Genomic DNA, 23,662 nt, shown 5'->3' with positions numbered 1-23,662 from the left:
AAAAAGGGTAAAGGTAGGTTCCAAAACTCGTCAAAATCCATTAGTTAACCTGGTCAGCTCTCTCTAAATTCACCATAATTTCTACTCAGCTAACGCTGAGTAAATTTGTGCTTAGTCTAAACTCCAAAATACTGCATTATTAAAAAATAAATCTGGGCCCAGTTAGATTCAACACAGAGACTGTAGCAAGAATTCCAACAGAACTGAAAGGTATATACGCGATCTATGAGGCCGAGTTTTCCGAAGAATCTGCCTATATAGGAAGGTCTGAATCATGTATTAAAACAAGACTGGAGGCTCACTTAAATCCCAAAAGTAGAAATGGGAGTAAGAGTATTCATATGCTGGTAGAACACAATCATGATTTATAGTTTTCTTACGAAGAAAATGATAATGCTCGTTTTACAGAAGCAGAAGAAATTTTTAAGTTCCAGAAGCCACCAGCCAATAGAAGATACGAGTGGAAGCCGCTGAGAGATGAATGGGGAAGTCTATAAATTTTTGACTAATTGTCAATTGAACTCGGATTTTTATTTATGGCTTTCTTTCAGTTTTCTTAATAAGGAGTTTTCTAATGGCAATCGATCTAGATTTATTCTCTGGTAATAATTACCGCTCGACTATTCAGAGGTATTGTAGTCAACTAGGATGGAGCATTAACGACATCAACGATCGCCGTACCATCATCAACTTTACAATGAATTCTGGCACTACCCAGACGCTCTTTATCATCCGATATGACACAACGCTAGAGTTTTCAGTGCCAAGTGGTGTCAAGTTTAACAGTCAGAATGATGTTCCTGGATGGATGTCTACACTTATGCTCAAAGAAAACTCTAACTATAAAATAGGTTTCTGGAGCATAGAAGAAATAAATGGGAGACAAAATTTTTCTATTATGCACAATGCTGAAATCAGTTTGATAGACGTGACATATTTCAGAGATGTGATCCTTAAATTAATTCAAGAGTGTGATAAATTTGAGCAGACCATCACAAAAGCTTTGAGTTCATATTAATCAAATTTGTATAGTAGTTACAAATAGGTAATTTTGGATAAAAACATGGAAACTGTACCTGTAAAGATGTCAGATATTAGGGTTCCCAATCTGAGTGAACTCAATCCAGCAAAAATACGCGCTATAGAAAATTCTTCCGAATCTTTATCAAATCTGCTTCACGATAAAGACGATCCAATTGTTCTCTATCGCGGTACACCTCCTTACGAATTGTGTGATGGCAGACACAGAGTTTATTTAGCCGATCAACGAGGCATTAAATTAGTTCCGGCTGCTTTCAACTAAATCTAATGAGAAAAGTAAAATTTACTTATTAGCAAAAGAGCGATCGCCCTTTTCCTTCCTGAAGTGCGATCGCCCTTAATTTCTGATGGCTTCCACTAAATGGAGCGTGCTATAATTAGTCAGAGCTTCCAGTAAGTCATATATAGGAGTTTCCAGCATGGATGCAAGTCAGATTGCCACTGTTCAGATTGCCACTGTGACAGCAGAACACAAACTGCAATTCCCGCCTGAAATTTTAGCTCAACTGCGTCCGGGCGATCGATACCAATTTTCTTTAACCGAAACTGAGATTGTCTTAAAAAAAATTACCCTGTCGCAAACAGACTTGGATGAATTCCTCGAACATTTAGAAGCATTAGAACCAGAGCCCAATCAACCTACTCTGCAAGAAATTAGTGAAATTGTTAAAGAAGTCCGACAAGAGTTATGGTCTAACTGATGAGAGTTGTATTGGATGTCAACGTTTGGATTTCAGCTTTACTATGGGGCGGAATTCCCGGTCAAATGCTACGGCTAGCCCGAAATCAACAAATCACTATATTTACTTCCGAACCCTTATTGTTGGAACTCGAAACCACACTCAAACGTTCTAAATTTCAGCCACAATTGCAACAGCGAGATTATACAGTTGAATATCTCATGTCTGTAGTCAAAGGATTTTCCACTTGTTCTTCAACAACTGCTATTAATGTTCCTGAACTGCGAGATCCTAAAGATGCAAAAATTATAGAAACAGCTTTAGGCGCTGATGCAGAAGCTATTGTAACTGGAGATTTAGATTTACTGACTCTGGGCGAAGTTGAACAAATACCGATTCTGACTCCAACAGATTTTATTAATCGTTATTTTCCTAATTAAAGCTTTCGGAATATTGACTGGAAAAAAGCGATCGCCCTTGAGAGCCCCGACTTCTTTGAGAAGTCGGGGCTCTGCGTGTTATAATTGTTGCGACGCTTCCACCTTAGCAGCATCATCAACCGCAGGGTGAATTAAAGCCTCACGACAACCTTGACGAGTTTCCGGACTCAAATACTTAGCCTGCAAAACCTGCCATTTTCCCCAAGCTGTGTAGCGATTTTGGGCCAACAAACCAGCCAGTTTCGGCAACTCTTTTTTCAGATCGCGATCGACAAAATCTGTCAAAAATCCCCCTAAAACTTCACTGTCTTGAATATCGCCCAAACATTCCTGAACAGCTTTCACATCTTCTACATAACCTTCATAACTCGGGCCGTAAAAATCGCCAAACAGATTCATCAAATAGCGAACCCGCTTAGCTTGCTTCCGCAAATCGTGCAGAATTGTTCCCTCCGCTGCTAACTTCTTTTCCACAGCCGACTCATTCAAATCATCACCAACTTTAACTTTGCCTTCCTCATATTCCGTGCCCAGCAGCCAAGCCGGATGCAGGAAAAACTCGCTGACTTGAGGTAAGAGTAAATCTGGCAAAACCTCAGCAATTGGCAATTGTTCGATCGCCCGAAACTGCGGTTTTGATAGCCAATTCTCGATCGACTTTTTCAGCGACTGGTAATTTTTTTGTTCCAAAACAGCCCTCACCGCTTTCAAAGCGCGCCGTCGCTGTTTGAGCAAACTCGACAAAGCCTCATCCAAAACTTCCTGTTCGTCGATCGGCAAATTCGGGTAATAGCATTTTTGGAGACTTTCTAGCATCACGTCCAAATCCCTGAGCGTTCCCAGAATCCGCCCCACTTTACCAATTTTGGCTTCAGAAGCTTCTTTTGGCAAATCTAAAACCGGAGCAAAACCCGTTACAGCCGATCGCAAACGCCGCAATCCTACCCGCATTTGGTGAAGTTCTTCTGCATCTTTGTCTTTGATAACTTCAGCCTCGCGCGCTATTGTTTTGCTAAAATATTTCTCGATCGCACCAGAGGCTGCGTCTCCGAGAGTTTTAACTTTTGCTGATGTTTTTACGTTCATGACAAGTGTAGATTCCACATCCCCGATCGATTTTAATTTAGATTTCAATGCTTTGCTAGTAAAGGGTTTATATCCTAGCACACAACCCAATTTATTACCTGCTTCCATACATAAATCTTCATGTAAAGTGCTTGACAATTTGTACAAAGTCAGAATTTAGCAATCCAAAATCTAAAATCAAAAATCTAAAATCAAATTACCCTCCCTCGCCCTTGGGCAAATAAATATCCGATTTCTGGCGCGCCGTCCCAAATAGGTTAAGCTCGCTGCAAACAGACATTTATTCACTAAAGGGTGAGAGAGGGTGCAAGATGGAGGACAAGTTTTAAATTAAATCAAGCCCAGCTTGTCCGATTTCAAAGAGGCAGTTTAGCCTTTCCAGTCTTTCTCGGATTGTTCCAGCACGTAGGTTGCGACATCCTCGATTTGTTCGGGCTTCAAGCGGCCGCCAAAAGCAGGCATAGCATTTTTGCCCTTAGTTACCTGAGTGGTAATAGCTTCGATCGAATTCATGCCGTACTTCTCAAGAGCACCCTTTTTCAACGTTTTCATTGCCATAACCACATTGCCGCCACCGATGTGACAAGCAGAACAGTTGGCGCTAAAGAGTTTAGCTCCGTTAGCAGCATCACCTGCCAAAGCAGGGCGGCCGAAGCCGACGGTAAAAATTGTGATCGCTAACAGGGCGATAGATAAGAGTCTTTTCAACACAGTTCTCCTCTAATGGACACCTTTGACGGTGGTTATTTAGTTATTTTACCTGTTTAGTCAGGCACAAACACGCAGTGGCGATCGGGATTTTCCGATTAATCTACCACTTTTTGGCAGGGGCCGTTCAACTCTCAAAATCCTCAACGCCCCATCCCGGAGCCTTCTGAGCAGCCCGGAGCACAAAACCCGCTAAATTTTCAATCTCGGCTTGCGGCATCCAGCTTTCGGGCACTTGGCGGCACCAAAAACTTTCCTCGCTACCGTCATAACTCATCGGTTCTCTCATGTACGCCACCAAACTATTGACGTTGGTGCGCGGAGGCGTTGCCCCTTTGAGGTCAGCCAAAGACAGAGATATCGTCGGATCGGGCAAATTAGCTCCTCCGACGTGACAATTCAGGCAACTTTGCTCGAACAACCGCTTTCCCGAGGACAAATCCTCAGCCGAAAACAAACGAGTGTTTCCCTCAGAGTCCAATTCCAGTGCTACAGGTTCGCTGACTTTCAAATAGCGAGTCACATAAGAATCAGCAGCAGCCAAGGCTGGTTGAGGTGCCAGCAGCACCAGCGGCAAAATTATTATTCCCAACAGAAAGCAGACAAAAACACCAGGACGCTGCATGACGGACTACAACCTTTTGCGATATCGATGAGTAACACGTAAATTTTAGATTTCAGATTTGAGAGCGAAAAACGACCAGCCAGCAATGCTTGCCAAAGCCCAGCCCCCTTCCAATCCCAAATCCAAAATCTAAAATCAAAAATTGATTAGCGAGCGCCTTTACCGCCGCCCCACTGCTCGCCAAGTATTTTGGGCTGCAACAGAATGTGACCGGCAATCGCGTACAAATCCTCATCCGAGAGATTTCTCATCTCAGCAAAAATATCCGCACTCTTCATGCTCGGATGCAGCTCGGAAATTTCTTCAAAGCCGTCATAAGTCGTGGGATTTTTCATATAGTCCACCAGCGACTCAATACTGTTGCGGGGTGGGTTGGCCAAAGCCAGAGTTTTGGGACTCAAATTCACGTTCTGGTCAGTTTTTGTCATTCCCGCAGCGTGACATTGAGCGCAGGTTGAGTTAAACAAGCGTTTGCCTTGCTGAACTTGTTTGAGGCTCAGCACCACCGGAGCGCCTTTGTCATTTAAAGTCACAGTGCGAAGTTCTGGACTCAGTTCGACAGCCATCGCACTGCTGACAAATAACTGAAATGTCAAAAATACAGCGGTCAGAGCAATGAAATATCTTTTAAGCATGGTTCTCCTTAAAAAAATCCGACAAATTATTGAACGCTAAGAAAGCGTAGCTGTCAAACAGATTTCTGTTCAAAATTCCTTCGGGCTGGGACAATTGGCAAAAGTTTGTGCAGCCATACCCGATCGAGGTCAAGGAATTTTGCGATCTAATCTGCAATCCGTTTTGAGTCGCGTCTTTTTTCGAGAGCGGACATAATTGCCTTAACATCTTCCAAAGCCAAACGGGTTTGAGGATGCTTGTAGGCAATTTCCAACTCGTCGCACAAGCGGAGCACGTCTTCAACAGGGACGTGGAAGTCCTCTGCTATTTCTGCGATGGATAGGTCTGCAAAACCCATAATTTTTAGGTCGCTGACTGGTCAAAATTGAGTTGACGGCTATTGACTGAAAGCTGGACAATTGCACAAAGCGCTGTTAGCTCCCATCTGTTAGTTTGTTCTGAGATTTTGTTCGATCGCCAGCTAACTAACCACTAACTGCCACTAAGCATTTTTGCTCACCCAAACTTCGTAGCCCATCAACTTCCAACTAATATCATCCCATTGCGGGGTGTTTATTATCAATAGGACTTGAGAGCGCGGGGCTAAAAACCCGGTATTTGGCTGCATTTCTCGCTACCAAACTTCATGTCTTGCCAAGTTACCAGGTTTTTTTGGCAATTCCTCTAAGATTTTCGTCTCAGGCGGACTCACCAACAGACAATCATCCGGCGCTGATGCTTAGGGAGAAAGCTTGAAAGCGTGAGTCGGCGCGGGCACAGCGTGGTGGCCGTCACCGGCATCGAGGGCGGGAAATTCCGACTTTACCAAGAAAGGCTGGGGCTGGTGGAGGCGGATCAGTTGAGCGAGAGTTTTCTTTAATTGAGTCCGGGGTACGATCAAGTCTACAAAACCGTGGGCGAAGGAGTATTCGGAAGTTTGATAATTTTCCGGCAGCTTTTCCCGCAGAGTTTGCTCGATTACTCGGCCGCCCGTAAAGGCTACAGTAGCTTTGGGCTCTGCAATTATAATGTCTCCCAGCATGGCAAAACTGGCTGTGACGCCGCCGGTCGTCGGGTGGGTCAAAATTGGGATGTAAAGCAGTCTCGCTTCCCGGTGGCGCTCCAGAGCCCCGGAAATCTTGGCCATTTGCATCAGGCTGAGCATTCCTTCCTGCATTCTCGCGCCGCCCGAAGCGCAGACAACGATCGCGGGTAAGCGTTCCCGCGTGGCGTGTTCGATCAGGCGGGTCAGTTTTTCTCCAACAACCGAGCCCATGCTGCCGCCGATGAACTGAAATTCCATGACTCCGAGGGCGACGGGCAAATTTTCGAGTTGGCCGGTGCCTGTTTCTACGGCGTCTAGGTGGCCTGTTTTTTCTTGAAATTCTCGCAGCCGATCGCTATATTTTTTGCGATCGCGAAATTTCAGGGGATCGGTGGCCTGGAGACCTTGGTTAATCGGCATCCAGGTATTGGGGTCGATCAACTGTTCTATGCGTTGGTCGCTGTAAACTCTGATATGATGCCCGCATTCCAAGCAAACCATTTGATTTGCCCGCAGGTCTTTGGTATAACTGAGGGCGTCACAAGCCTCGCATTTATTCCAAAGCCCGTCGGCTATTTCTCGTTCCGGCCGTTCTTGAGAGTTCGGTACTGATTTTCTTCGATTTGCAAACCAATCAAATAGAGACATTAAAACTTGGTAATTGGTAATTGGTAATTGGTAATTGGGAATTGGGAATTGGTAATTGGTAATTAGTTGTCAATTGCTAGTTGTTTAATGACTAATCACCTGATTCTGGCTCATCTTCAACGGGACTGATGAGGAGCGATGCTGTTCGCTGGTGTTCTGGAAGAACTTGCAGGGCTGTAGCACTTCCAGCCCCCAAATAAGATGCTATCCCCAAGTCTACAATCCGGGCGGGAATTTCATGAGCAGCTAGGAGCTGCTGCATTAATTCCGCTTCCCAACGAAAGCTAGTAGTTGTAAGTGTAATCCAAGACACGGAACAATTTTACCAATTTTTGAGACAATGTTATGTTCGATCGCGCCGGAGTACCGACAGATCAAAAAGTAAAATTAGGGAAAAATAACTGCAAGTAAGTAGATAAGATCGCTTCGCCCCACAGAGCAGTAATTGCTGCACCGAGAGCCAGAAACGGCCCGAAGGGCATGGGTTGACGCCGATCGAGCAATCGGAGGGCGATCGCCCCACCGCCGACACCAGCCCCAGCGACACAGGCAATAAATCCCGCTAGCAGCAAGTATTTCCAGCCCAGCCAAGCTCCCATCAATGCTGCCAGTTTGGTATCTCCCATCCCCATAGCAGTCTGCCCGAAGCCGATCGAACCTGCAAGTCCGATCGCATCAAACAACCACAACCCGACAACTGCTCCCAGGATGCCGTCGAGTACCAGATAGTGTACTGAGTCGATCGGGCTAAATGTCGGCCACCAACCTTTCGCCACTTGGAAAACCAATCCGAGCACCAAGCCCGATCGAGTTAAAGAATTAGGCAAAGTCATTGTATCGCAGTCAATCAAAGACAAAGCCAATAGCCAGCTAAAAAAAGCCCAAAACCCCAGAGTTTTTACTGTTATTCCAAACCGCCAAAAAATCAGCAAAAACAGCAAACCCGTAGCTGCTTCTACCAGTGGATAGCGGGCCGAAATCCGACTACGACAGTGATTGCAGCGTCCCCGCAGCCACAGCCAACCGAACACGGGTATATTTTCGTAAGTTCTGAGTTGATTTAAACATTTGGGACAGCGAGAGGGAGGGTGGATCACCGACAAACCCGCAGGCAACCGATAGACTACCACATTTAGGAAACTGCCGATCGCCGAGCCGATAACAAAGACGATCGCGGTGACAAGAACATTAAAGATAATTTCCATTTAGTTGTTAGTTGTTAGTTGTTAGTTGTTAGTTGTTAGTTGTTAGTTGTTAGTTGTTAGTTGTTAGTTGTTAGTTGTTAGTTGTTAGTTGTTAGTTGTTAGTTGTTAGTTGTATCATTATTGTTAACTAATAACAGCCAATTACTGATGACTAATGGCCAATAACTAATAGCCAAACGCTCCTAAATCCCTATTGCTTACCTCCTTGATGATTTAACCGCTAAGACGCGAAGAGCGCGAAGAGAAGTGGAAAAAAAGTCTCAGAAAATAAAGCAAATAGCTAACTAGGATTTAGTATAACAAATAACAAATAACAAATAACAAATAACAAATAACAAATAACAAACAACAAATAACAAATAACAAATAACAAATAACAAATAACAAATAACAAATAACTAATACATTTGAGATTCAATTTCGTCAAAAGTAACAAAACGTTCACCGGGTAACAAAACCGGCTGCGAAGCAAAAATTAGCTGACCTCGATTGCTTCCTAGACTAACAACTACACCAGCCGGACGCTGAATCTGCTCGGAATGCACTTTCAGATACATACCGTAAGCCGATCGAGCTACTCGGATCAAATCCGCAGCTAGCAAGCCGTGACTTTCGGAAATTTCTATTCTGGGTTGTGAGTTAGGCTGATATCGGGTCACTGGAAACTTATGATAATGGTATAACTCTAGCTATTGGTGTTAGCTCTAGCTCGATCGAACTTACCTTATTTTAAAAAGAATAGACTAGGTGGAAGAAATTAAGAGATTAACCTACAATCCTCCCTTAGCTGCGATCGAACTGCGACTGCGAACACTCCTTTCTGCCCAACTATACGCTGCTGCGTGGGTAGATCCGTCCCCCACAACGCTAATGGCGGTTTTCGAGCACCTGCGGACTCTCCGGTACATCCTCCACGACTACGTACCCAAACCCGTCTCCGAATCTCCGCCCAACCCAGGAGAGGTGCGCTACCAATGGCAAACAGGCACTTTGCTGTTCACGGATTTAGCAGGGTTTACGTCGCTGTTGGAAGCGAACGCAGCCCAGGGGCGCAAGGGTGCTGAAACGCTGCTGCGGGTGATTAACGACTATTTTGCCTCGATCATCGAAATTGTTAGCAAATCGGGCGGGGATTTGCTGGAGTTTACCGGAGATGCGATACTGGTTCAGTTTTTGGGAGGGGTTGAGCAAGAAAATACAGCCAGAGCAGTGCGGGCGGGTTTGCGGATGCAGCGGGCGATGGCTAAATTTGCGAATATTGAAACGGCGCGGGGTGTTTTGTCTTTGAGGATGCGGGTGGGTATCCACTGCGGCCGCTACATTAGTGCTGATATCGGTACGCCGCTGCGGATGGTTCACGTACTGCTGGGACATTCTGTTCAGCAAGCCAAACAGGCTGAGGGTTCTGGGAGTGTGGGACGGGTGTGTTTGACTGAAACTACTAGAGAGTCTTTGGGAGAGGAATTTTGTTTTGAACCGGGGAAATCGGGTTATTTTTTGGTGGCGGATGATTTCACGGACGATCGCCTCGGAGAGTACGATATTACTTTGAATCGGCGGCGGATGCCGAGTTCGGTATTGCTCGATCGCAGCGTGTCGGGTTTGGTAAGCGAAATCGTGGAAGCTGTGAAGCGGCTTGAACCCCTTGCTAGTTATATTCCCAAACCAATCCTGAGACTGCTGGTTGAAAATACTGACAGACGCAAAATTCCGCCGGATTTTCCCGAACCTACGGTGATGTTTGTCAATTTAATTAGTTTGCCGGAGTCTGTGGACAAAGCTTCGCCGGAGGAACAAGTCAATCTGGTTGTGGGTTATTCGCGGGTGTTTGCGTCGATCGATGCTGTAGTATCGGCTAAAGGCGGTGTGTTGCAAAAAGTAACAGCGCACTTGGACGGTTCGGATATGCTGATTTATTTTGGGGTGCCCGACGCTCATACCGATGACGCTAGCCGCGCAGCTAGTGCGGCGATTGCGATCCGAGATTTGATTGCAGATTTGCCCCTAGTAATTATCGGCGGTCAAGAAATCAAAGTTAGCTGTCAAATTGGGCTGTGCCTCGGGCCGGTGTTTGCTGCTGAGGTTGGGGAACCGCGAGGGCGCAGGGAGTTTAATATCCTCGGCGATACGGTGAATACGGCTGCTCGGTTGATGAGCGAGGCGGGGGAAAACCAAATTTTGATTGGTAAAAGGGTGTTTGAGTCGATCGGGCTAAACTTCATTTGCGAGGCTTTGGGAGCTGTTTCTCTGAAGGGAAAATCTGCTCTGACTCCGATTTTTGCTTTACATGGTTCAAACGTGGAAAGGGCACAAGGGGGCGTTTAAATAAGTTTGCTGGGCAATAGTTGTGCAAGTTTTATGCTTCACAAAGGCAAGTAGAGCACAACCATTTTCCACTGTGACTACTAAATGTTATTTTTATAATTTTTTACGATACATCACAATAAAAACCGCCACTTCGTCAGATCGGTTCCGGTTGCATCGGAATGATTTAACCGCAGAGAACACAGAGAACGCAGAGGGAGATCCCAGAGAGATGAATAATTCCGATGAAGGACGGAATTAATATCACTCGCACATCCTAAATTCCGATCGATATTTCACCGTTCCGCTGCAATCCTGCAAAGCTCCACTTTCTAACTCCAACACCATAAAAGCTTCATCGGGCACATCATATTCGCATCCCAAGTTCTTGCTGCTAGCCGGAACGAACCCAAAACGCGAATAAAAATCTGGATCGCCCAGCACAACCACTGCCTCAAATCCCGATCGCGCGCACTCTTTTAAACCCTCGCGGATCAGCAGCGTTCCTATACCTTGGCGCTGATAGTCGGGAAGAACTGCAACTGGTGCCAACCCCAGAACCGACAATTTGCTAGAACATTTCCCTTCAACAGCAACCAAACTGAATAAACTGTGTCCGACAATGCGATCGGATTGTACCGCAACGAAGGAAAATGTAGATGCAATTCCCCGCAATCGATCGACTAAATTTGCTTCATTTTCTCGACCGAATGCCGCCACATTGACGCTGCGAACAGCTTCGACATCTTCTGGCTTTTCGGGGCGGATTTCCATAGTTTAAATTGATTGTGGTGCGATCGAGCCAGCCGGCAAAACGATCGAGAAACCGTTTCTATCTTTCGATCGCCAGCTCAATCCAATTTTAGCGCCCCTCAAACCTTTTGTGTTATTTATTGTGGCACTAGCCGACCGGAAGACAATCGCTTAATTCCCTCCATCGCCGCAGTTTCTCCAAATTTATCTTTTTTCTCGCGGGCAATTTTCAAAGCTTCTTCGTAGGATTCGAGAGCTTTTACAGATTGACCGAGACTTTCATAAATCTCGCCCATATTGCTGAGCAAGCGTCCGATATTTGTCCGATCGCCGATTGCTTCTAACATCGGTATCGCTTGCTGAAAATAGATCAGCGCTTGAGTATCTTTGCCCTGTTTGCGACAGGTAAGTGCCATGTTGTTGAGGAGGCGGCCGACGCCAGCCCTGTCTCCGATTTCCCGGCGAATTGCTAAAGCTTGGTGGTAAAATTCCATCGCTCTGTCAAAATCACCGATGTTGTAGTAAACGCCGCCCATATTGTTGAGAGTACGGCCCAAATCGCGCCGATCGGTCGCAGAAGTGCGAATCACACGCGCTTGCTGGTAAAATTCGATCGCCTTGGCATATTCTGCCTGTTCGGCGTACACGGCCGCAATGTTGTGTAACGATTCTCCGATTTCAACTTCGTCGTTGACGGTTTTGGCGAGTTCCAACGCTTCTTCGTGCAGTTTCAGCGCTTCGGGAAATTTGTCGGAAATCCGGTTGATGAAACCCATGAAATTGAGGGTTTGAGCGAGGCGGCGCGAATCGCCTATTTCTTTGTGAATCGCTAAAGCTTGTCGCAAAACTTCTAAAGCTTTCGCCTTTGAACCCATTTCGCCGTAAACTTCTCCGAGGTGGTTGAGGATTCTGCCTATTCCCGGTTTGTCGTTTAGTTGCTTGCGAATTGCCAATGCTTGTTCAAAACTCTCGATTGCTTCGACAAACAAACCCTCGCGGTGTTGTTTTACTCCTGAGTCAAAGAGAGTGTCTGCTTGGGTTTTGGGTTCAGTTGCCTGCTGGGCGCGATCGCTTTCTTGAACCTGTCTGGCATTTATCATAGGGGTAAATGCCCCAGCGTCTGAGATTGCCAGCAAGCTGAGTGCAGGAGATATCACAATACTTATAGCTGCGACATAGCTGAAGTTGTAAGAGCGGCGGTACACCGATCGAGTCCTCCTAGAGCCAAGTTATAACTATTAAGATAGACCTCTTTGGCCTGTTCGTGTCAATTTTTTTTCTCACCCGCGCCCCTGCGATACCGCTTCAAACAAACAACGCAACTCGCTTGCAAGCTGCAAACCCTTACAAAATCAGTCATTCCCAATTCTTCAATCCCAAACCCAATACCTCAAATCCTGCTGCTTAACTTTTGTCTTGCCAGAGGGCCACAATCAGCGGCATATTGTTGAGAGCGGAGATGACTGCAAAGTTTTTGCTGGGTGGAAGCGAGGCTTTTTCTGGGCTGTGCAAGATGATGTCCTGTTTGTCAAGCGTAATCCAAGCAATTCCTGACAAAACTTGAATTTCTCGATGAGTTTGAGGCAACTTGTACACCTCGTTTTGCATGAGGATGATGCGATCCTCTTTGAGGGTTCCGCTAACGGGCGCGGCGCATTCGGAATATCTTTGAAGCATAACATCTCCTTGGAAATTAACAATCAAAAATCGCCAAATTTTCCCAAATATCTCCGGGGCGGCTTCACCAAAAATCTCTGAAAATGCCAACAATTCCTAAAAACTAGCCCCACACAACCAACAATCTACTATTGGCAATAACGCCGATCGATCCAAGCGCGAATTTCATCATCCGTCGCCGCACAGGTGGAGCGACCAGTCGCCCGATCGCAACCGTGCCAGCAAGTGTTACCATAGCGATCGCACGTCTGCCAAATTCTGACCTCGTTCTCGCCAGCGGCCACTGCCAGCCAACCTTGCCAAGTTTTATTCATAGCTGAAAATATCGATCGCCCTTGCTGTCTTTTGGCATATTCAGATCCGTCGCCCATCGAAAAACTCCTGGTTTTTTGAGGAAAAGTTTTATTTTTGCAAGCAAACATAACAAATACCTTCACATCCTAAAATAAAAAAAATGCTTCACAAAAATCCAAAAATTAAGTCTAATAAATGCCGTAAATTACTTGCATTCACAGCATTTATTAATGAGTGGCAATTTCTGTAAAACTAAATCTGTTACCTGATAAATTAAGCCTAGCTCTTGGCAAAACAACAATCAAATCATTACTTTCATAGGTTGTATGAATAAAATAGATAGGAGTTACGCATCAACCGAGTTTCTGAACGAAAAATCGGGATTTTATTCGCAAAATTGCGTCACAAACCCGGTTTCTCGGGCAGGATTGCCTATGACAATCCAGACACTGCTGGCACAAACGCGATGAACAAAATTAACACGCGACGGATGAAACTCTCTCAGATTCAGGCTTTCATAGCAGTAGCAGATTGTGAAAACTTTAGTGAAGCGGCTTTGCAATTGGAACTGTCACAATCAGCAGTCAGCCACGCCATCGCCTCTTTAGAAACAGAATTGGGAGTGCAATTGTTCCACCGGGGGCGACACGGTGCTCAACTGACTCCGGTGGGGGAAAGGGTACTGCTTCACGGGCGTCAAATTGTGCGATCGTTAGAAATGATGGTCAAAGAAGCTAATTTAGAAAAAGGTTTGCAGGGAGGCCAAGTGCGAATAGTGACTTTTCGGAGTGTGGCAACTCATATCCTACCCAGTATTATTGCCCAATTTCGCGCTCGCTTTCCCAAAATTGCCGTCAGCATTGCCGAAGTGTATTATACCCAGGCTGTGGAAGAAGCTTTGCGATCGGGCAAAGCAGACATTGGCTTTGTATCTCTTCCCATCTCAGATGAATTTGAAACTAAAACAATTTTGCGGGATAAATATATTGTGTTGCTCCCGCCAACTGCAAAATTGTCGAGTCCTAATATTAACTGGGCAGAATTAGCAAATTATCCGCTGATTTTGCAGCCCCCGGAAACAGCTTGTTCTGTACCGCTGCGAAAATATTTAACAACTTCGGAGTTTCCCTTAAATATCGCTTACGAACTCAGCGAAGATTCAACTATTGTCAGTATGGTAATGCAAGGTTTGGGTGCAGCAATTCTTCCCCGTTTGGCCGCCGAACCAATACCTGCTGAGGTAAAAGTTTGCAGTTTGCCGACGGCTTTTGAAAGGGTAATTGGCGTGGCTGTTTTGAGGGATGCGCTGTTAATTCCGGCCGTATTTGCATTTTTGGATGTTGTGACAAGTGCGGCAGATGTTGACAGTGAGTTGCTGGCAGCGAATTTGTAATATATCGACTCAATGTTCGGCTTTTTAATACCATAAGCTGTCGCACATTGTTCCTTCGAGCCGGAAAAAAGTGCTCTGGGCAACTGCTGAGAAGAAGCGCACTTTACTCTGTGCCGTCAATCACTATTTTCTATCAATTCCTCTCTTCATCGTCCTGTATTCATTTCTCTCTGTGTTCTCTGTGTTCTCTGTCCGGTCAAATCATCTGACGATGCAACCGGAAAAGAGATTAAATGCCTGTTTTTCGGCAATATTGGCCTTCTCATTGGTGAGGATCGAATTACTATATAAGCATTTTTTATATTTACTATGTAACATGAATTTACTATAATTACCAGGTCAGAAATAATAAAATTGTTACGGCTAACAGTTTTTCCCAAATAACAGCTAAACTATTCTAACGTTTGCGCGTCCAGATCGTCGCAGGCTCAACCTATAGCTGTTAAGGATTCGTCCTGATTCACAGGAGCAAGATTTTAAAATATGCATCTCAGCGAACTGACTCATCCAAACCAATTACACGGTCTCTCGATTCATCAACTCGAACAAATTGCCCGACAAATTCGAGAAAAGCATTTAGAAACTGTAGCCGCTAGCGGCGGTCACCTCGGCCCCGGATTGGGTGTAGTCGAACTCACCTTAGCGCTCTACCAAACACTAGACCTCGATCGCGACAAAGTTACCTGGGATGTCGGCCACCAAGCTTATCCGCACAAATTGATCACCGGCCGCTACAATCAATTTCAAACCCTGCGCCAAAAAGACGGCGTTGCAGGCTATCTCAAGCGCTGCGAGAGCAAATTTGACCACTTTGGGGCCGGTCACGCTTCTACGAGCATTTCCGCAGCCCTGGGAATGGCGATGGCGCGCGACCTCAAGGGCGAAAACTTCAAAACTGTAGCAGTCATTGGCGACGGTGCACTGACGGGCGGTATGGCACTCGAAGCGATTAACCACGCTGGCCATATGCCGAAAACCAATTTGTTAGTTGTGCTCAACGACAACGAGATGTCAATCTCCCCCAACGTCGGCGCAATTACCCGCTATTTGAACAAAATGCGCTTGTCGCCGCCGGTGCAGTTTCTCAAAGATAACTTAGAGGAACAATTCAAACAGATTCCCTTTGTCGGCGAAACTTTTACTCCAGAAATGGAACGCATCAAAGAAGGGATGAAACGCTTGGCTGTCTCGAAAGTTGGAGCTGTAATTGAAGAATTGGGCTTTACTTACATGGGCCCGGTAGACGGACACAATTTGGCAGAGTTAATTACCACTTTCAAGCAAGCTCATACTATTCAAGGCCCGGTGTTAGTTCATGTTGTAACGGTGAAGGGCAAAGGATATGCGATCGCCGAAAAAGACCAAGTAGGATATCACGCCCAAAATCCGTTTAACCTCGCCACCGGCAAAGGCATTCCCTCCACCAAACCCAAACCTCCAGCTTACGCGAAAGTCTTTGCCCACGCCCTAGTCAAGCTAGCAGAAAATAATCCGAAAGTTGTCGGCATTACTGCTGCAATGGCAACCGGCACGGGGTTAGACAAACTTCAGGAAAAACTGCCGAAACAGTACATTGATGTCGGCATCGCCGAACAGCACGCTGTCACTTTGTCGGCTGGTTTAGCCTGCGAAGGAATGCGCCCGGTTGTCGCAATTTACTCGACCTTTTTGCAGCGGGCCTACGACCAAATAATTCACGATGTCTGCATCCAAAACTTGCCTGTTTTCTTCTGTTTGGATCGCGCCGGAATTGTCGGTGCCGACGGCCCCACCCACCAAGGAATGTACGATATTTCTTACTTGCGGTGTCTGCCAAATATGACAATTATGGCTCCCAAAGACGAGGCAGAATTGCAGCGGATGGTAGTCACGGGAATCAACCACACCAGCGGCCCGATCGCGATGCGTTACCCGCGCGGCAATGGTTACGGCGTGCCTTTGATGGAAGAGGGTTGGGAAGAATTGCCGATCGGCAAAGCCGAAATCATCCGCAACGGCGACGACTTGCTAATATTAGGTTACGGTTCAATGGTTTATCCGGCAATGCAAACTGCCGAGATTTTGAGCGAACACGGCATCGAAGCAACTGTGATTAATGCGCGTTTTGTCAAGCCTTTGGATACGGAATTAATCTTACCTTTGGCACAGCGAATCGGGCGAGTTGTCACAATGGAAGAAGGTTGTTTGATGGGCGGTTTCGGTTCAGCAGTAGCCGAGGCTTTGCTAGATAATAATGTTGTTGTTCCTGTGATGCGCTTGGGTGTACCTGATACATTGGTAGACCACGCTACACCGGATCAGTCGATGGCAACATTGGGTTTGAATCCGTCGCAAATGTGCGATCGTATCTTAGCAACATTCAGCCGCCAAAAGTCACCAGTTAGCGTCTAATTTCACTCGTTACCAGGCTCTGCCTGGTAACGCAGAACGGGAGGCTCTACCTCTGATTTTCCAGTTTCCAAAACGCAGCAGAGCAAGAGTGACATTGGTTCTCAGGCTCTTCCTAGGAACCAGTTATGATATGATTGAACAAAGATTTCACGATAAGGGAGAATCAACAATGACTTATCTCAACCCAACTCGCACAGTACGTCGGGGAAGATTGCACGCAAAACGCACAGGTTCTCCAGAAGAAATAGCCCAATGGGATGCTGAAAGAGAAGCATTTTATCAGCGCTGCAAACCAATTTTCGATCGCCTAAAACCAGAATTAATTAAAACCCACTACAACTGGTACATGGCAGTTGAACCCGACAGCGGGGACTATTTTATCGACAAAGATGATATGGTGGCTACCAAAATGTGCCGCCAGAAACACCCAAATGCTATCCCGTTTCTTTTCCGCATCAACGATACAGGGGCGTGCGGCACGATATGATTGCAGGAATATTTGGTGATGAGGACGAGCTATTTTTTGAAATTGAATTAATTGCTGATAACGGCTTAGAATTACCTGTTGATGCTCTGCTTGATACAGGTTTTTCTGGCTGGCTAGCAATGGACAGTCAGGATTTAGAAGGTCTTGATTGGATTTATATTAGGCGACAAAAAATGATAACAGCTAAGGGAGAATTCAATTTCGATATTTATGCAGGAAAAGTCCGAATTGATGAGCAAGAATTTGACATTCCCGTTCACGTAGGTGCAGGAGTACCGGAAGTTTTAATCGGGTCGCCAGTGGCTAAAAAATCGGCGGTTAGTAGTTGATATGTCTGCGGATGTTTTGACATTGGAAGCGATTTAAAAGTAAGATGAATTTAAAATTTTTTGATATAGTAATAGTAGGAGCAGGCCCAGCAGGCGGTCACTGCGCGAGAATATTAGCAAAATCCGGCCGCAAAGTCTTGCTTGCCGAACAAAACGACACTTTTGATAAAAATGACTTTTCCAGCGCCGCCACGCCTCTAGAAACCCTCTCTCAATTCAATTTACCCGAATCAGTTGTCGGCAGTTGTTGGCACAAACTGACAATTGAAACTAGCAAAGTCAGTCAAACTTGGGAGTCTCCTAAAAATTTGGGAGTTGTCTTAAATTTTGCTAAATTTAGAGAATTTCTCGCCAGCGAAGTTCAGGGGAATGGAAGTGAAGTTTGGCTTGGTTGTCGCTACACCGGACATTCCCAAGCCAACGGTGAAACAATCGTACAATTTAAACAGCTATCTGACGGTCAATCTATCAAAGTTAGCACTAAAGTTTTGGTTGATGCTACGGGTTTTGCTAGGGCAATTATGTATGATAAAGAAAATGAAAAGCCAGATTTTTTGTCGGGAACCGGTATCGAATATTTAATTGAAGTAGAACCGGAAATTTATAATAAATATGCCAATGATTTAATCTTCTTTTTGGGCGATAAATGGATGCCAAAAGGTTATTCTTGGATATTTCCAATGGAACAAAACAGGCTGAAAGTTGGTGCGGGAAGAATTTTTTTAGATCCGAAAACTGTGAAGAGTTTGGAACCTTTGAAAAAATATATCGATTTGCTGATTGATGAATATCTGAAGTCTAAAAATTATACAATTATTGACAAACACGGTTCCACTCTGAAGTACAGTCAGGGTTTGCAGGATATTTATTACAAGGATAATATAATTGCGATCGGCGATACTGTATCCACTGTAAATTTTTTGGGCGGCGAGGGTATCAGACACGGGATGGACTGCGCCCAAATAGCTGGGAAATATATTGAAAAATATTTGGATGGGAAAATCTCGGACTTTCGGGATTATGAGATCCAAATGCACCACAAATTTGATAAAAAATGGGATATTTCGGAAAGGTTGGCGGTGAGAAAGTATATCGATGATGTTAATGATCAACTTACTGATAGAGCAATTTCTTATTTGAAATACATGAAGACTGAAGATGTTATGGATATTTTATTTTATTATAAGTTTGAGAAAATTCATAGAGGATTTGGCGGTTATTTGAGTAGGAAATTTAAGGGATTGATTAATAAATTTCAGTTGTAAGGTGCGTTGTATCGTTTCCGGTTGCAGTCAGACACGAGTTCAAATTTGTTAGCCTCGGAATTATTCAGATGTCTATTCTATTCATCTGCGTCAATCTGCGGTGAATAAATTATCTTTTTTTTTACCGCAGATACAGGCAGATGCAACACGGATTAACGCAGATGAATTAGATGAATTCCGGTGGCACCAGCCGTGATTTTTGACTGTTGAGTGGATTATCTGCCCGACAATGCTACCGGATTTGGTATCGGTTGGGATATGGTTGGTTGAGGGAAAAGTTTTGCTGGCTGACGCACTTTACTCAGGTAATTTTAATGTGTTTTGTGGTGTAATTTTAAGGCGGGGCAATGACATTAAATCATCGTCAAAATTGCTAAAATTTGACTTGTACGATACACCAAAAGTATACCCTGTCGCCCCGATTAAATGCGATACAATTGGATCGACATCTCCGTAAGGATAGGCAAAATATTTAACAGATTTGCCTAATCCCTGTTCTAAAATAGCGCGAGATTTTGCTCCCTCACGCACAATTTCTGTGGGTGACAATGCAGTCAGAGGTTGATAGGTAGCAGACATCGAACCGAATTCAATCCCTGCATCTCGCAGTTGCCGAATTTCTGGCCAGCCCATTAAGTTTACTTCTTCAAATTCGGCTTGTTCCCAACTATTTGTTTTTCCTATCGACTCGGCTACTAAAAAAACAGTTGCTGTAAAGTTAAAGCGTTTTAGCAAAGGCCAAGCATATTGGAAAAAGTCGAGATAGCCGCCGTCAAATGTTATCAATACGGCTTTGCCTGGTAGAGGTGTTTTAGTCTGTTTTGCGCTTCGCCAATTTTCCCAATTCGTACTGTAATAACCTTTTTCTTGTAAATCCTGTAGCTGCTGTTCAAAAAAGTCGGGAGTAATTGCATTTAAACCATCGGGAGAAATGCGGTGGTAGGCGAGAATAGGCAGTTTTTCTGTGACGCTGTTATTGTTAAAATTTTGAGGTTGTGCTGGGTTAGCAACTTCTCGATAAGGCGATTTTTTGTCGATGATTTCTGGTGCATAAAATACTTGTTTTTGTAGCTCGTTTTCTAAGGGAATTTGCATTGTTGTTTCCCGGGCGATTGCTGCTGCTGATGCGATTTCCGGCAGCGCGGCCGCTGGGAATGCGGCGCGGCGGCTGACACTGGTTCCGATCGCACCCGATCGCCTGCCGAACATCACCGTACCTTGCGGGTAAATGCCCCCAGCACCCGCTGCATTCAACCATTCGGGCTGATTCGACCTTTGTTGGGCAGCAGAGGCTAAGCGCGATCGCAGGGATTTCTCAGTATCTAACGGTTTTCCCACCAATGCTTCTCGCACGGTGGCGACGCACAATTCAAAACCGCTATTTCGAGTAATTGTCGATCGCACTTTTTGAGCAGAAACAAAATTATTTTCCACTGCAACAGTGACAATACCGACAGCAACGCCACCTACTTTTACCAGCACATCTATTTCTGAAAGCTCGACTTTGATGTTAGGCAATTCTTCGCTAATTTCCACAGCAATAAAGTCTTTTTTAAGGCTAATTCTCGGTGCTTCATCGGCTGTTTCTGGATTGTAAAAATAAGCTTCAAGCCAATAGGGACGATTCCAAATTTGCTGTAAAAATAGCGTCCAATCAAATTGCGGATTTTCTGGATTGTGTTGAAAGAAGCGAGCGAGAATTTCCCATGCAAACTGGGCTGCTATCGCATCTGCCAATACCGCACCCGCCACAATCCCGTCGCAGACTGGCAATTCAACAACACCGAGTGCATTGCCTTCTAATTGAATTGTACAGCACAGGCGATCGCATATTTTCAAAGCGTAAATATCCGAAATTGGTTCGCTCACTTCTACCGCAACTTTCCAGGCAATTTCATCTTTAACTGGCTTAATTTTATCTAAAACATATCTAATTTCATTGCTTGTAAAAATTTTCTGATATTTACGAATCTTATTAGTTTGAATTTCTCGCTCAATTCCTTGATGCCAAGGGAAATTCAAAGTAAGATTTGCTGCTGCTTCTTTATAATTGACCAGCATTTCGTCGCTATACGAGATGCCCAAAAAATCACAAATATCTCCTAATATTTTTGTTTTGTTATCTAAAAGCTCTTCATATTTAAGTAATATATGATCGGATTTTCCAGCATATTTGTGGCTAGTTAACATTGCGTGTTTCCAGCGCTCGATACAGTGATTCAAATCCCAACCAGGCCCCCACAAATTGCTATACATTCTAGTTACATCATACATAGAAGCTATTGTATCCATACTGTTTCGCAAAATATGGATGAATTTCACTTCCGGCAACAAACGCTCTATATCATCAATAAAATATATGTGTTCCGGCGTTTTTTCCAACCAAATACTTTTGTTTTGTTCTGCCGCCAAACCATCCAACACTCCGACAAACCAACGAGTTTTAGTTTCCACGGTTTGACTGTCATCAAAATCTTGTAAAAGTTCAGGACGTTTAATCTCATCTTTAAAGAAAGCTTCCATCCTGCTTGGCAATTTTCCGGCAAACCCATCGTACAGTAAATAGTGAAAAAATTTAGATTCAGGAAAAGAAATAATTTCTGGATGGGCGGCTAATAAGCTTTGAAGAATTGTTGTGCCGCTGCGAGGCGCTCCTACGAGAAATATGCGTTTCATAACACTTTGCTATAATTAACTGTATATTTTGAAGTAAGTTGGATTTTGTTTTTTGAACCAAATATACCTATTTTAACTCCAAGTAAAATCTTGTTTTAACAAGTTAGAAAGTTCCTGATTGTAAGGTGTAAAATAATCTGTCAATTGTTGTTCGATTGCTGCTGGTATTTTGCTGTATGCCTCGATCTTATTCAGATCATATTCTTTACTGGCGATCGTACTAATATCCAAGAAATCTAACACTTGGGAAAAAACTTTGCCTGTATTTTCCTCAAAATCTTCGCTTTTGAGAATTAGCAACTGTTCCCTGGGAAAATAATCGAGCCAATTTTTGATTTGTTCGACATAGATTCCGCGGGATAAATAAGAATAATGTTGGTGGTTGAAACTGTAATAACCTTCATCGGTTTTGATTTTTTCAATTTCACCCTTTAGCCGATCGCCCTCAGATGCGATTGCCTTTTCAAAATCCAGCTTTTCACAGCCAATTGCCACTTCTAAATGATAGTGCAGCCAAGCTCGTTTTACCGGGTTTCGCAGCATTACAATCAGCTTAACATCCGGGAAACACTTGTAAACCCGCTCGGCCACCAACGGATGATAAATATAGTAACCAGTCATTTCCCACAGCAATACTTTTTCACCAGCTACACTGCGAGTCAACTGCTTGCTGTACCAATCAAGGCCGCGCTCAAAATTCAAATCAAAAAACTGAATTCTCCTCGCACCTTCTTTAATAATTTGCAGGTGATTTTCCAGATAACCGCACAAAGCCTCGCTACCGCACTTTTGACCGCCAACAATTAAAAAATCAGGTGATTTTTTGTTTCTCAATTGAGTTGAAATCTTGGCGTAGCCGGGATTGTTTTTATTTAAAGCGTGAACTTTATCAGATTTTTCTGGCAAATTCAGCACCTGCATTTTGCCGTCAAATTCCCAGCGGTAGGGCGGACAGAGAATGGTTTTTTGGTGTACAGTCGATCGCACGTACAGGGGATAAACGTGCCAGTGATAGTCGTAAGCATAAGCCCAACTCTTCTCGTAAACCCCAGCATTGATGTAATACTGACCGTTTCCTAAATCCAGCCTGTCTAGGTGCAGCCGGATCTTGCCTTTACCTGCCGCCAGCGGAATCAACCGGCCCATTTGATTAGTATTAGTCTCGAAACAACTTTGACCGTCTTCCCGGCTGATTGTTACCCCAAAAATTCCCGCAGCAATCGGTTTGGGAACCGTGTAATGAATTTCAATAGTAATCTGATCGCCGCTATCTATTTCCTCATCCGGAAACACTTTAACATCCGTAATTTCTACTTCCAAAGAACCGAATCGATTTTCATTTACTCGCAGTTGCGAACCGGTATTTGTGACTTCAGGAAGACGCATGGGAGTGCGCTTTTCAGTTTCCGATCGCATTTCCGACAAATATTGACCAGCCACCACTTCCGGTTCCCCGTAAGCCATGATTGTACCTTCCCGCAGCCACAAAGCCCGATCGCACAATTTCTGAATTTGTCCAGCGTTGTGAGAAATCAAAACAATCGCACAACCTTTAGTCTTAAACTCAGTTATCTTATTCAAACATTTAGCTTGAAAAGCTACATCACCAACCGACAAATGTTCATCTACTAACAGCACTTCCGGATCGGTATGAATCGCCACCGAAAAAGCCAGCCGCATTTGCATCCCCGTACTATAGGTTCGCATCGGGCTGTCAATAAACTGTTCCAACTCGGCAAATTCAACAATATCATCAAATCTGCGTGCGGCTTCCCGACGAGTTAAACCCGCCACCACCGCACCGACAAACACATTTTCTCGCCCCGTTAAATCCGAGTGAAAACCAGCACCCAAATCCAACAAACCGCCTATTTTCCCATTAACTTTAATAGTTCCCTCTTCAGCACGGCCAATACCACCAACAAGTTGTAATAGTGTGGATTTTCCCGCCCCATTTTTGCCAAGGATTCCCAGCATTTCCCCAGGAGAAACACTAAAAC

25 protein-coding genes are annotated in these 23,662 nt (G+C 44.6%); 10 read left to right on the top strand and 15 right to left on the bottom strand.

The annotated features are described in order from the left end of the window. The first annotated feature begins 574 nt into the window (after positions 1-574). The 4 genes from IQ270_RS16915 to IQ270_RS16900 all read left to right on the top strand — a co-directional run bounded on the left by IQ270_RS16915 (position 575) and on the right by IQ270_RS16900 (position 2,161). On the top strand, positions 575-1,018 hold the full coding sequence (locus IQ270_RS16915; protein ID WP_193974324.1) for a hypothetical protein: 444 nt from the start codon (positions 575-577) through the stop codon (positions 1,016-1,018). 45 nt (positions 1,019-1,063) lie between these two features. Next, positions 1,064-1,303, top strand: coding sequence for a hypothetical protein (locus tag IQ270_RS16910; RefSeq protein ID WP_106332768.1), 240 nt, complete (start codon positions 1,064-1,066; stop codon positions 1,301-1,303). Between the two features lie 157 nt (positions 1,304-1,460). Then, positions 1,461-1,742: a hypothetical protein gene (locus tag IQ270_RS16905; protein WP_193974323.1), complete on the top strand. Its 282-nt coding sequence runs from the start codon at positions 1,461-1,463 to the stop codon at positions 1,740-1,742. Beyond that, positions 1,742-2,161 carry a putative toxin-antitoxin system toxin component, PIN family gene (locus IQ270_RS16900; RefSeq protein ID WP_193974322.1) on the top strand — a complete coding sequence of 140 codons (420 nt, stop codon included), beginning with the start codon at positions 1,742-1,744 and terminating at the stop codon, positions 2,159-2,161. Before IQ270_RS16905 ends, IQ270_RS16900 begins: the two co-directional genes overlap by 1 nt. Before the next feature lie 78 nt (positions 2,162-2,239). On the opposite strand, the gene IQ270_RS16895 is transcribed toward IQ270_RS16900, so the two are convergent. The 9 genes from IQ270_RS16895 to IQ270_RS16855 all read right to left on the bottom strand — a co-directional run bounded on the left by IQ270_RS16895 (position 2,240) and on the right by IQ270_RS16855 (position 8,752). Continuing rightward, entirely contained in the window at positions 2,240-3,247 is a 1,008-nt protein-coding gene (locus IQ270_RS16895; RefSeq protein WP_193974327.1) for a CHAD domain-containing protein, read from the bottom strand. Between the two features lie 369 nt (positions 3,248-3,616). Further along, positions 3,617-3,955, bottom strand: coding sequence for a cytochrome c6 PetJ (gene petJ / locus IQ270_RS16890; protein WP_193974321.1), 339 nt, complete (start codon positions 3,953-3,955; stop codon positions 3,617-3,619). A gap of 127 nt (positions 3,956-4,082) precedes the next feature. After that, positions 4,083-4,580 carry a photosystem II cytochrome PsbV2 gene (gene psbV2, locus IQ270_RS16885; protein ID WP_193974320.1) on the bottom strand — a complete coding sequence of 166 codons (498 nt, stop codon included), beginning with the start codon at positions 4,578-4,580 and terminating at the stop codon, positions 4,083-4,085. A 146-nt stretch (positions 4,581-4,726) separates the two neighbouring features. Next, positions 4,727-5,215, bottom strand: a complete 489-nt coding sequence (gene psbV, locus IQ270_RS16880; RefSeq protein WP_193974319.1) for a photosystem II cytochrome c-550 — start codon at positions 5,213-5,215, stop codon at positions 4,727-4,729. 146 nt (positions 5,216-5,361) lie between these two features. Further along, a complete protein-coding gene (locus IQ270_RS16875; RefSeq protein ID WP_193974318.1) occupies positions 5,362-5,553 on the bottom strand; it encodes a translation initiation factor IF-2 in 192 nt (63 codons plus the stop codon). Between the two features lie 381 nt (positions 5,554-5,934). Next, positions 5,935-6,888 carry an acetyl-CoA carboxylase, carboxyltransferase subunit beta gene (gene accD / locus IQ270_RS16870; RefSeq protein WP_193974326.1) on the bottom strand — a complete coding sequence of 318 codons (954 nt, stop codon included), beginning with the start codon at positions 6,886-6,888 and terminating at the stop codon, positions 5,935-5,937. A 91-nt stretch (positions 6,889-6,979) separates the two neighbouring features. Continuing rightward, positions 6,980-7,201: a hypothetical protein gene (locus tag IQ270_RS16865; RefSeq protein ID WP_006633441.1), complete on the bottom strand. Its 222-nt coding sequence runs from the start codon at positions 7,199-7,201 to the stop codon at positions 6,980-6,982. 61 nt (positions 7,202-7,262) lie between these two features. Further along, on the bottom strand, positions 7,263-8,093 hold the full coding sequence (locus IQ270_RS16860) for an A24 family peptidase (protein WP_193974317.1): 831 nt from the start codon (positions 8,091-8,093) through the stop codon (positions 7,263-7,265). A 398-nt stretch (positions 8,094-8,491) separates the two neighbouring features. After that, positions 8,492-8,752 (bottom strand): hypothetical protein, encoded by a 261-nt coding sequence (locus IQ270_RS16855; RefSeq protein WP_193974316.1) that lies wholly within the window; start codon positions 8,750-8,752, stop codon positions 8,492-8,494. 88 nt (positions 8,753-8,840) lie between these two features. Here IQ270_RS16855 and IQ270_RS16850 point away from each other — a divergent pair, with 88 nt between their 5' ends. Then, on the top strand, positions 8,841-10,418 hold the full coding sequence (locus tag IQ270_RS16850; protein WP_193974315.1) for an adenylate/guanylate cyclase domain-containing protein: 1,578 nt from the start codon (positions 8,841-8,843) through the stop codon (positions 10,416-10,418). A 243-nt stretch (positions 10,419-10,661) separates the two neighbouring features. On the opposite strand, the gene IQ270_RS16845 is transcribed toward IQ270_RS16850, so the two are convergent. The 4 genes from IQ270_RS16845 to IQ270_RS16830 form a co-directional block, all read right to left on the bottom strand. Next, a complete protein-coding gene (locus tag IQ270_RS16845; protein WP_193974314.1) occupies positions 10,662-11,171 on the bottom strand; it encodes a GNAT family N-acetyltransferase in 510 nt (169 codons plus the stop codon). A 116-nt stretch (positions 11,172-11,287) separates the two neighbouring features. Next, positions 11,288-12,355 (bottom strand): tetratricopeptide repeat protein, encoded by a 1,068-nt coding sequence (locus tag IQ270_RS16840; protein WP_193974313.1) that lies wholly within the window; start codon positions 12,353-12,355, stop codon positions 11,288-11,290. Between the two features lie 199 nt (positions 12,356-12,554). Next, a complete protein-coding gene (locus IQ270_RS16835; protein WP_193974312.1) occupies positions 12,555-12,827 on the bottom strand; it encodes a hypothetical protein in 273 nt (90 codons plus the stop codon). A gap of 128 nt (positions 12,828-12,955) precedes the next feature. Next, positions 12,956-13,198 carry a hypothetical protein gene (locus tag IQ270_RS16830; RefSeq protein ID WP_228056435.1) on the bottom strand — a complete coding sequence of 81 codons (243 nt, stop codon included), beginning with the start codon at positions 13,196-13,198 and terminating at the stop codon, positions 12,956-12,958. A gap of 389 nt (positions 13,199-13,587) precedes the next feature. On the opposite strand from IQ270_RS16830, the gene IQ270_RS16825 reads away from it, so the two are divergent. From IQ270_RS16825 to IQ270_RS16805, 5 genes are all read left to right on the top strand, one after another. Further along, positions 13,588-14,514, top strand: coding sequence for a LysR family transcriptional regulator (locus IQ270_RS16825; protein WP_193974325.1), 927 nt, complete (start codon positions 13,588-13,590; stop codon positions 14,512-14,514). 483 nt (positions 14,515-14,997) lie between these two features. Next, positions 14,998-16,905 (top strand): 1-deoxy-D-xylulose-5-phosphate synthase, encoded by a 1,908-nt coding sequence (dxs, locus tag IQ270_RS16820; RefSeq protein WP_193974310.1) that lies wholly within the window; start codon positions 14,998-15,000, stop codon positions 16,903-16,905. Between the two features lie 169 nt (positions 16,906-17,074). Beyond that, positions 17,075-17,392: a hypothetical protein gene (locus IQ270_RS16815; RefSeq protein ID WP_193974309.1), complete on the top strand. Its 318-nt coding sequence runs from the start codon at positions 17,075-17,077 to the stop codon at positions 17,390-17,392. Further along, positions 17,389-17,721: an aspartyl protease gene (locus IQ270_RS16810; protein WP_339384196.1), complete on the top strand. Its 333-nt coding sequence runs from the start codon at positions 17,389-17,391 to the stop codon at positions 17,719-17,721. Before IQ270_RS16815 ends, IQ270_RS16810 begins: the two co-directional genes overlap by 4 nt. A 44-nt stretch (positions 17,722-17,765) precedes the next feature. Next, entirely contained in the window at positions 17,766-18,986 is a 1,221-nt protein-coding gene (locus tag IQ270_RS16805; protein WP_193974308.1) for an NAD(P)/FAD-dependent oxidoreductase, read from the top strand. A 297-nt stretch (positions 18,987-19,283) separates the two neighbouring features. On the opposite strand, the gene IQ270_RS16800 is transcribed toward IQ270_RS16805, so the two are convergent. Both IQ270_RS16800 and IQ270_RS16795 read right to left on the bottom strand, forming a co-directional pair. Further along, the gene (locus tag IQ270_RS16800) at positions 19,284-21,662 is read right to left on the bottom strand and encodes a sulfotransferase (RefSeq protein WP_193974307.1); all 2,379 of its coding nucleotides are present in this window, start codon (positions 21,660-21,662) and stop codon (positions 19,284-19,286) included. 72 nt (positions 21,663-21,734) lie between these two features. Next, positions 21,735-23,662 (bottom strand): Wzt carbohydrate-binding domain-containing protein (locus IQ270_RS16795; protein ID WP_193974306.1); only part of this gene is annotated, 1,928 nt, incomplete at its 5' end.

The organism is Microcoleus sp. LEGE 07076 (assembly GCF_015207455.1).
Lineage (GTDB): Bacteria > Cyanobacteriota > Cyanobacteriia > Cyanobacteriales > Microcoleaceae > Microcoleus.
This window is presented reverse-complemented; position numbering and strand designations above follow the sequence as displayed.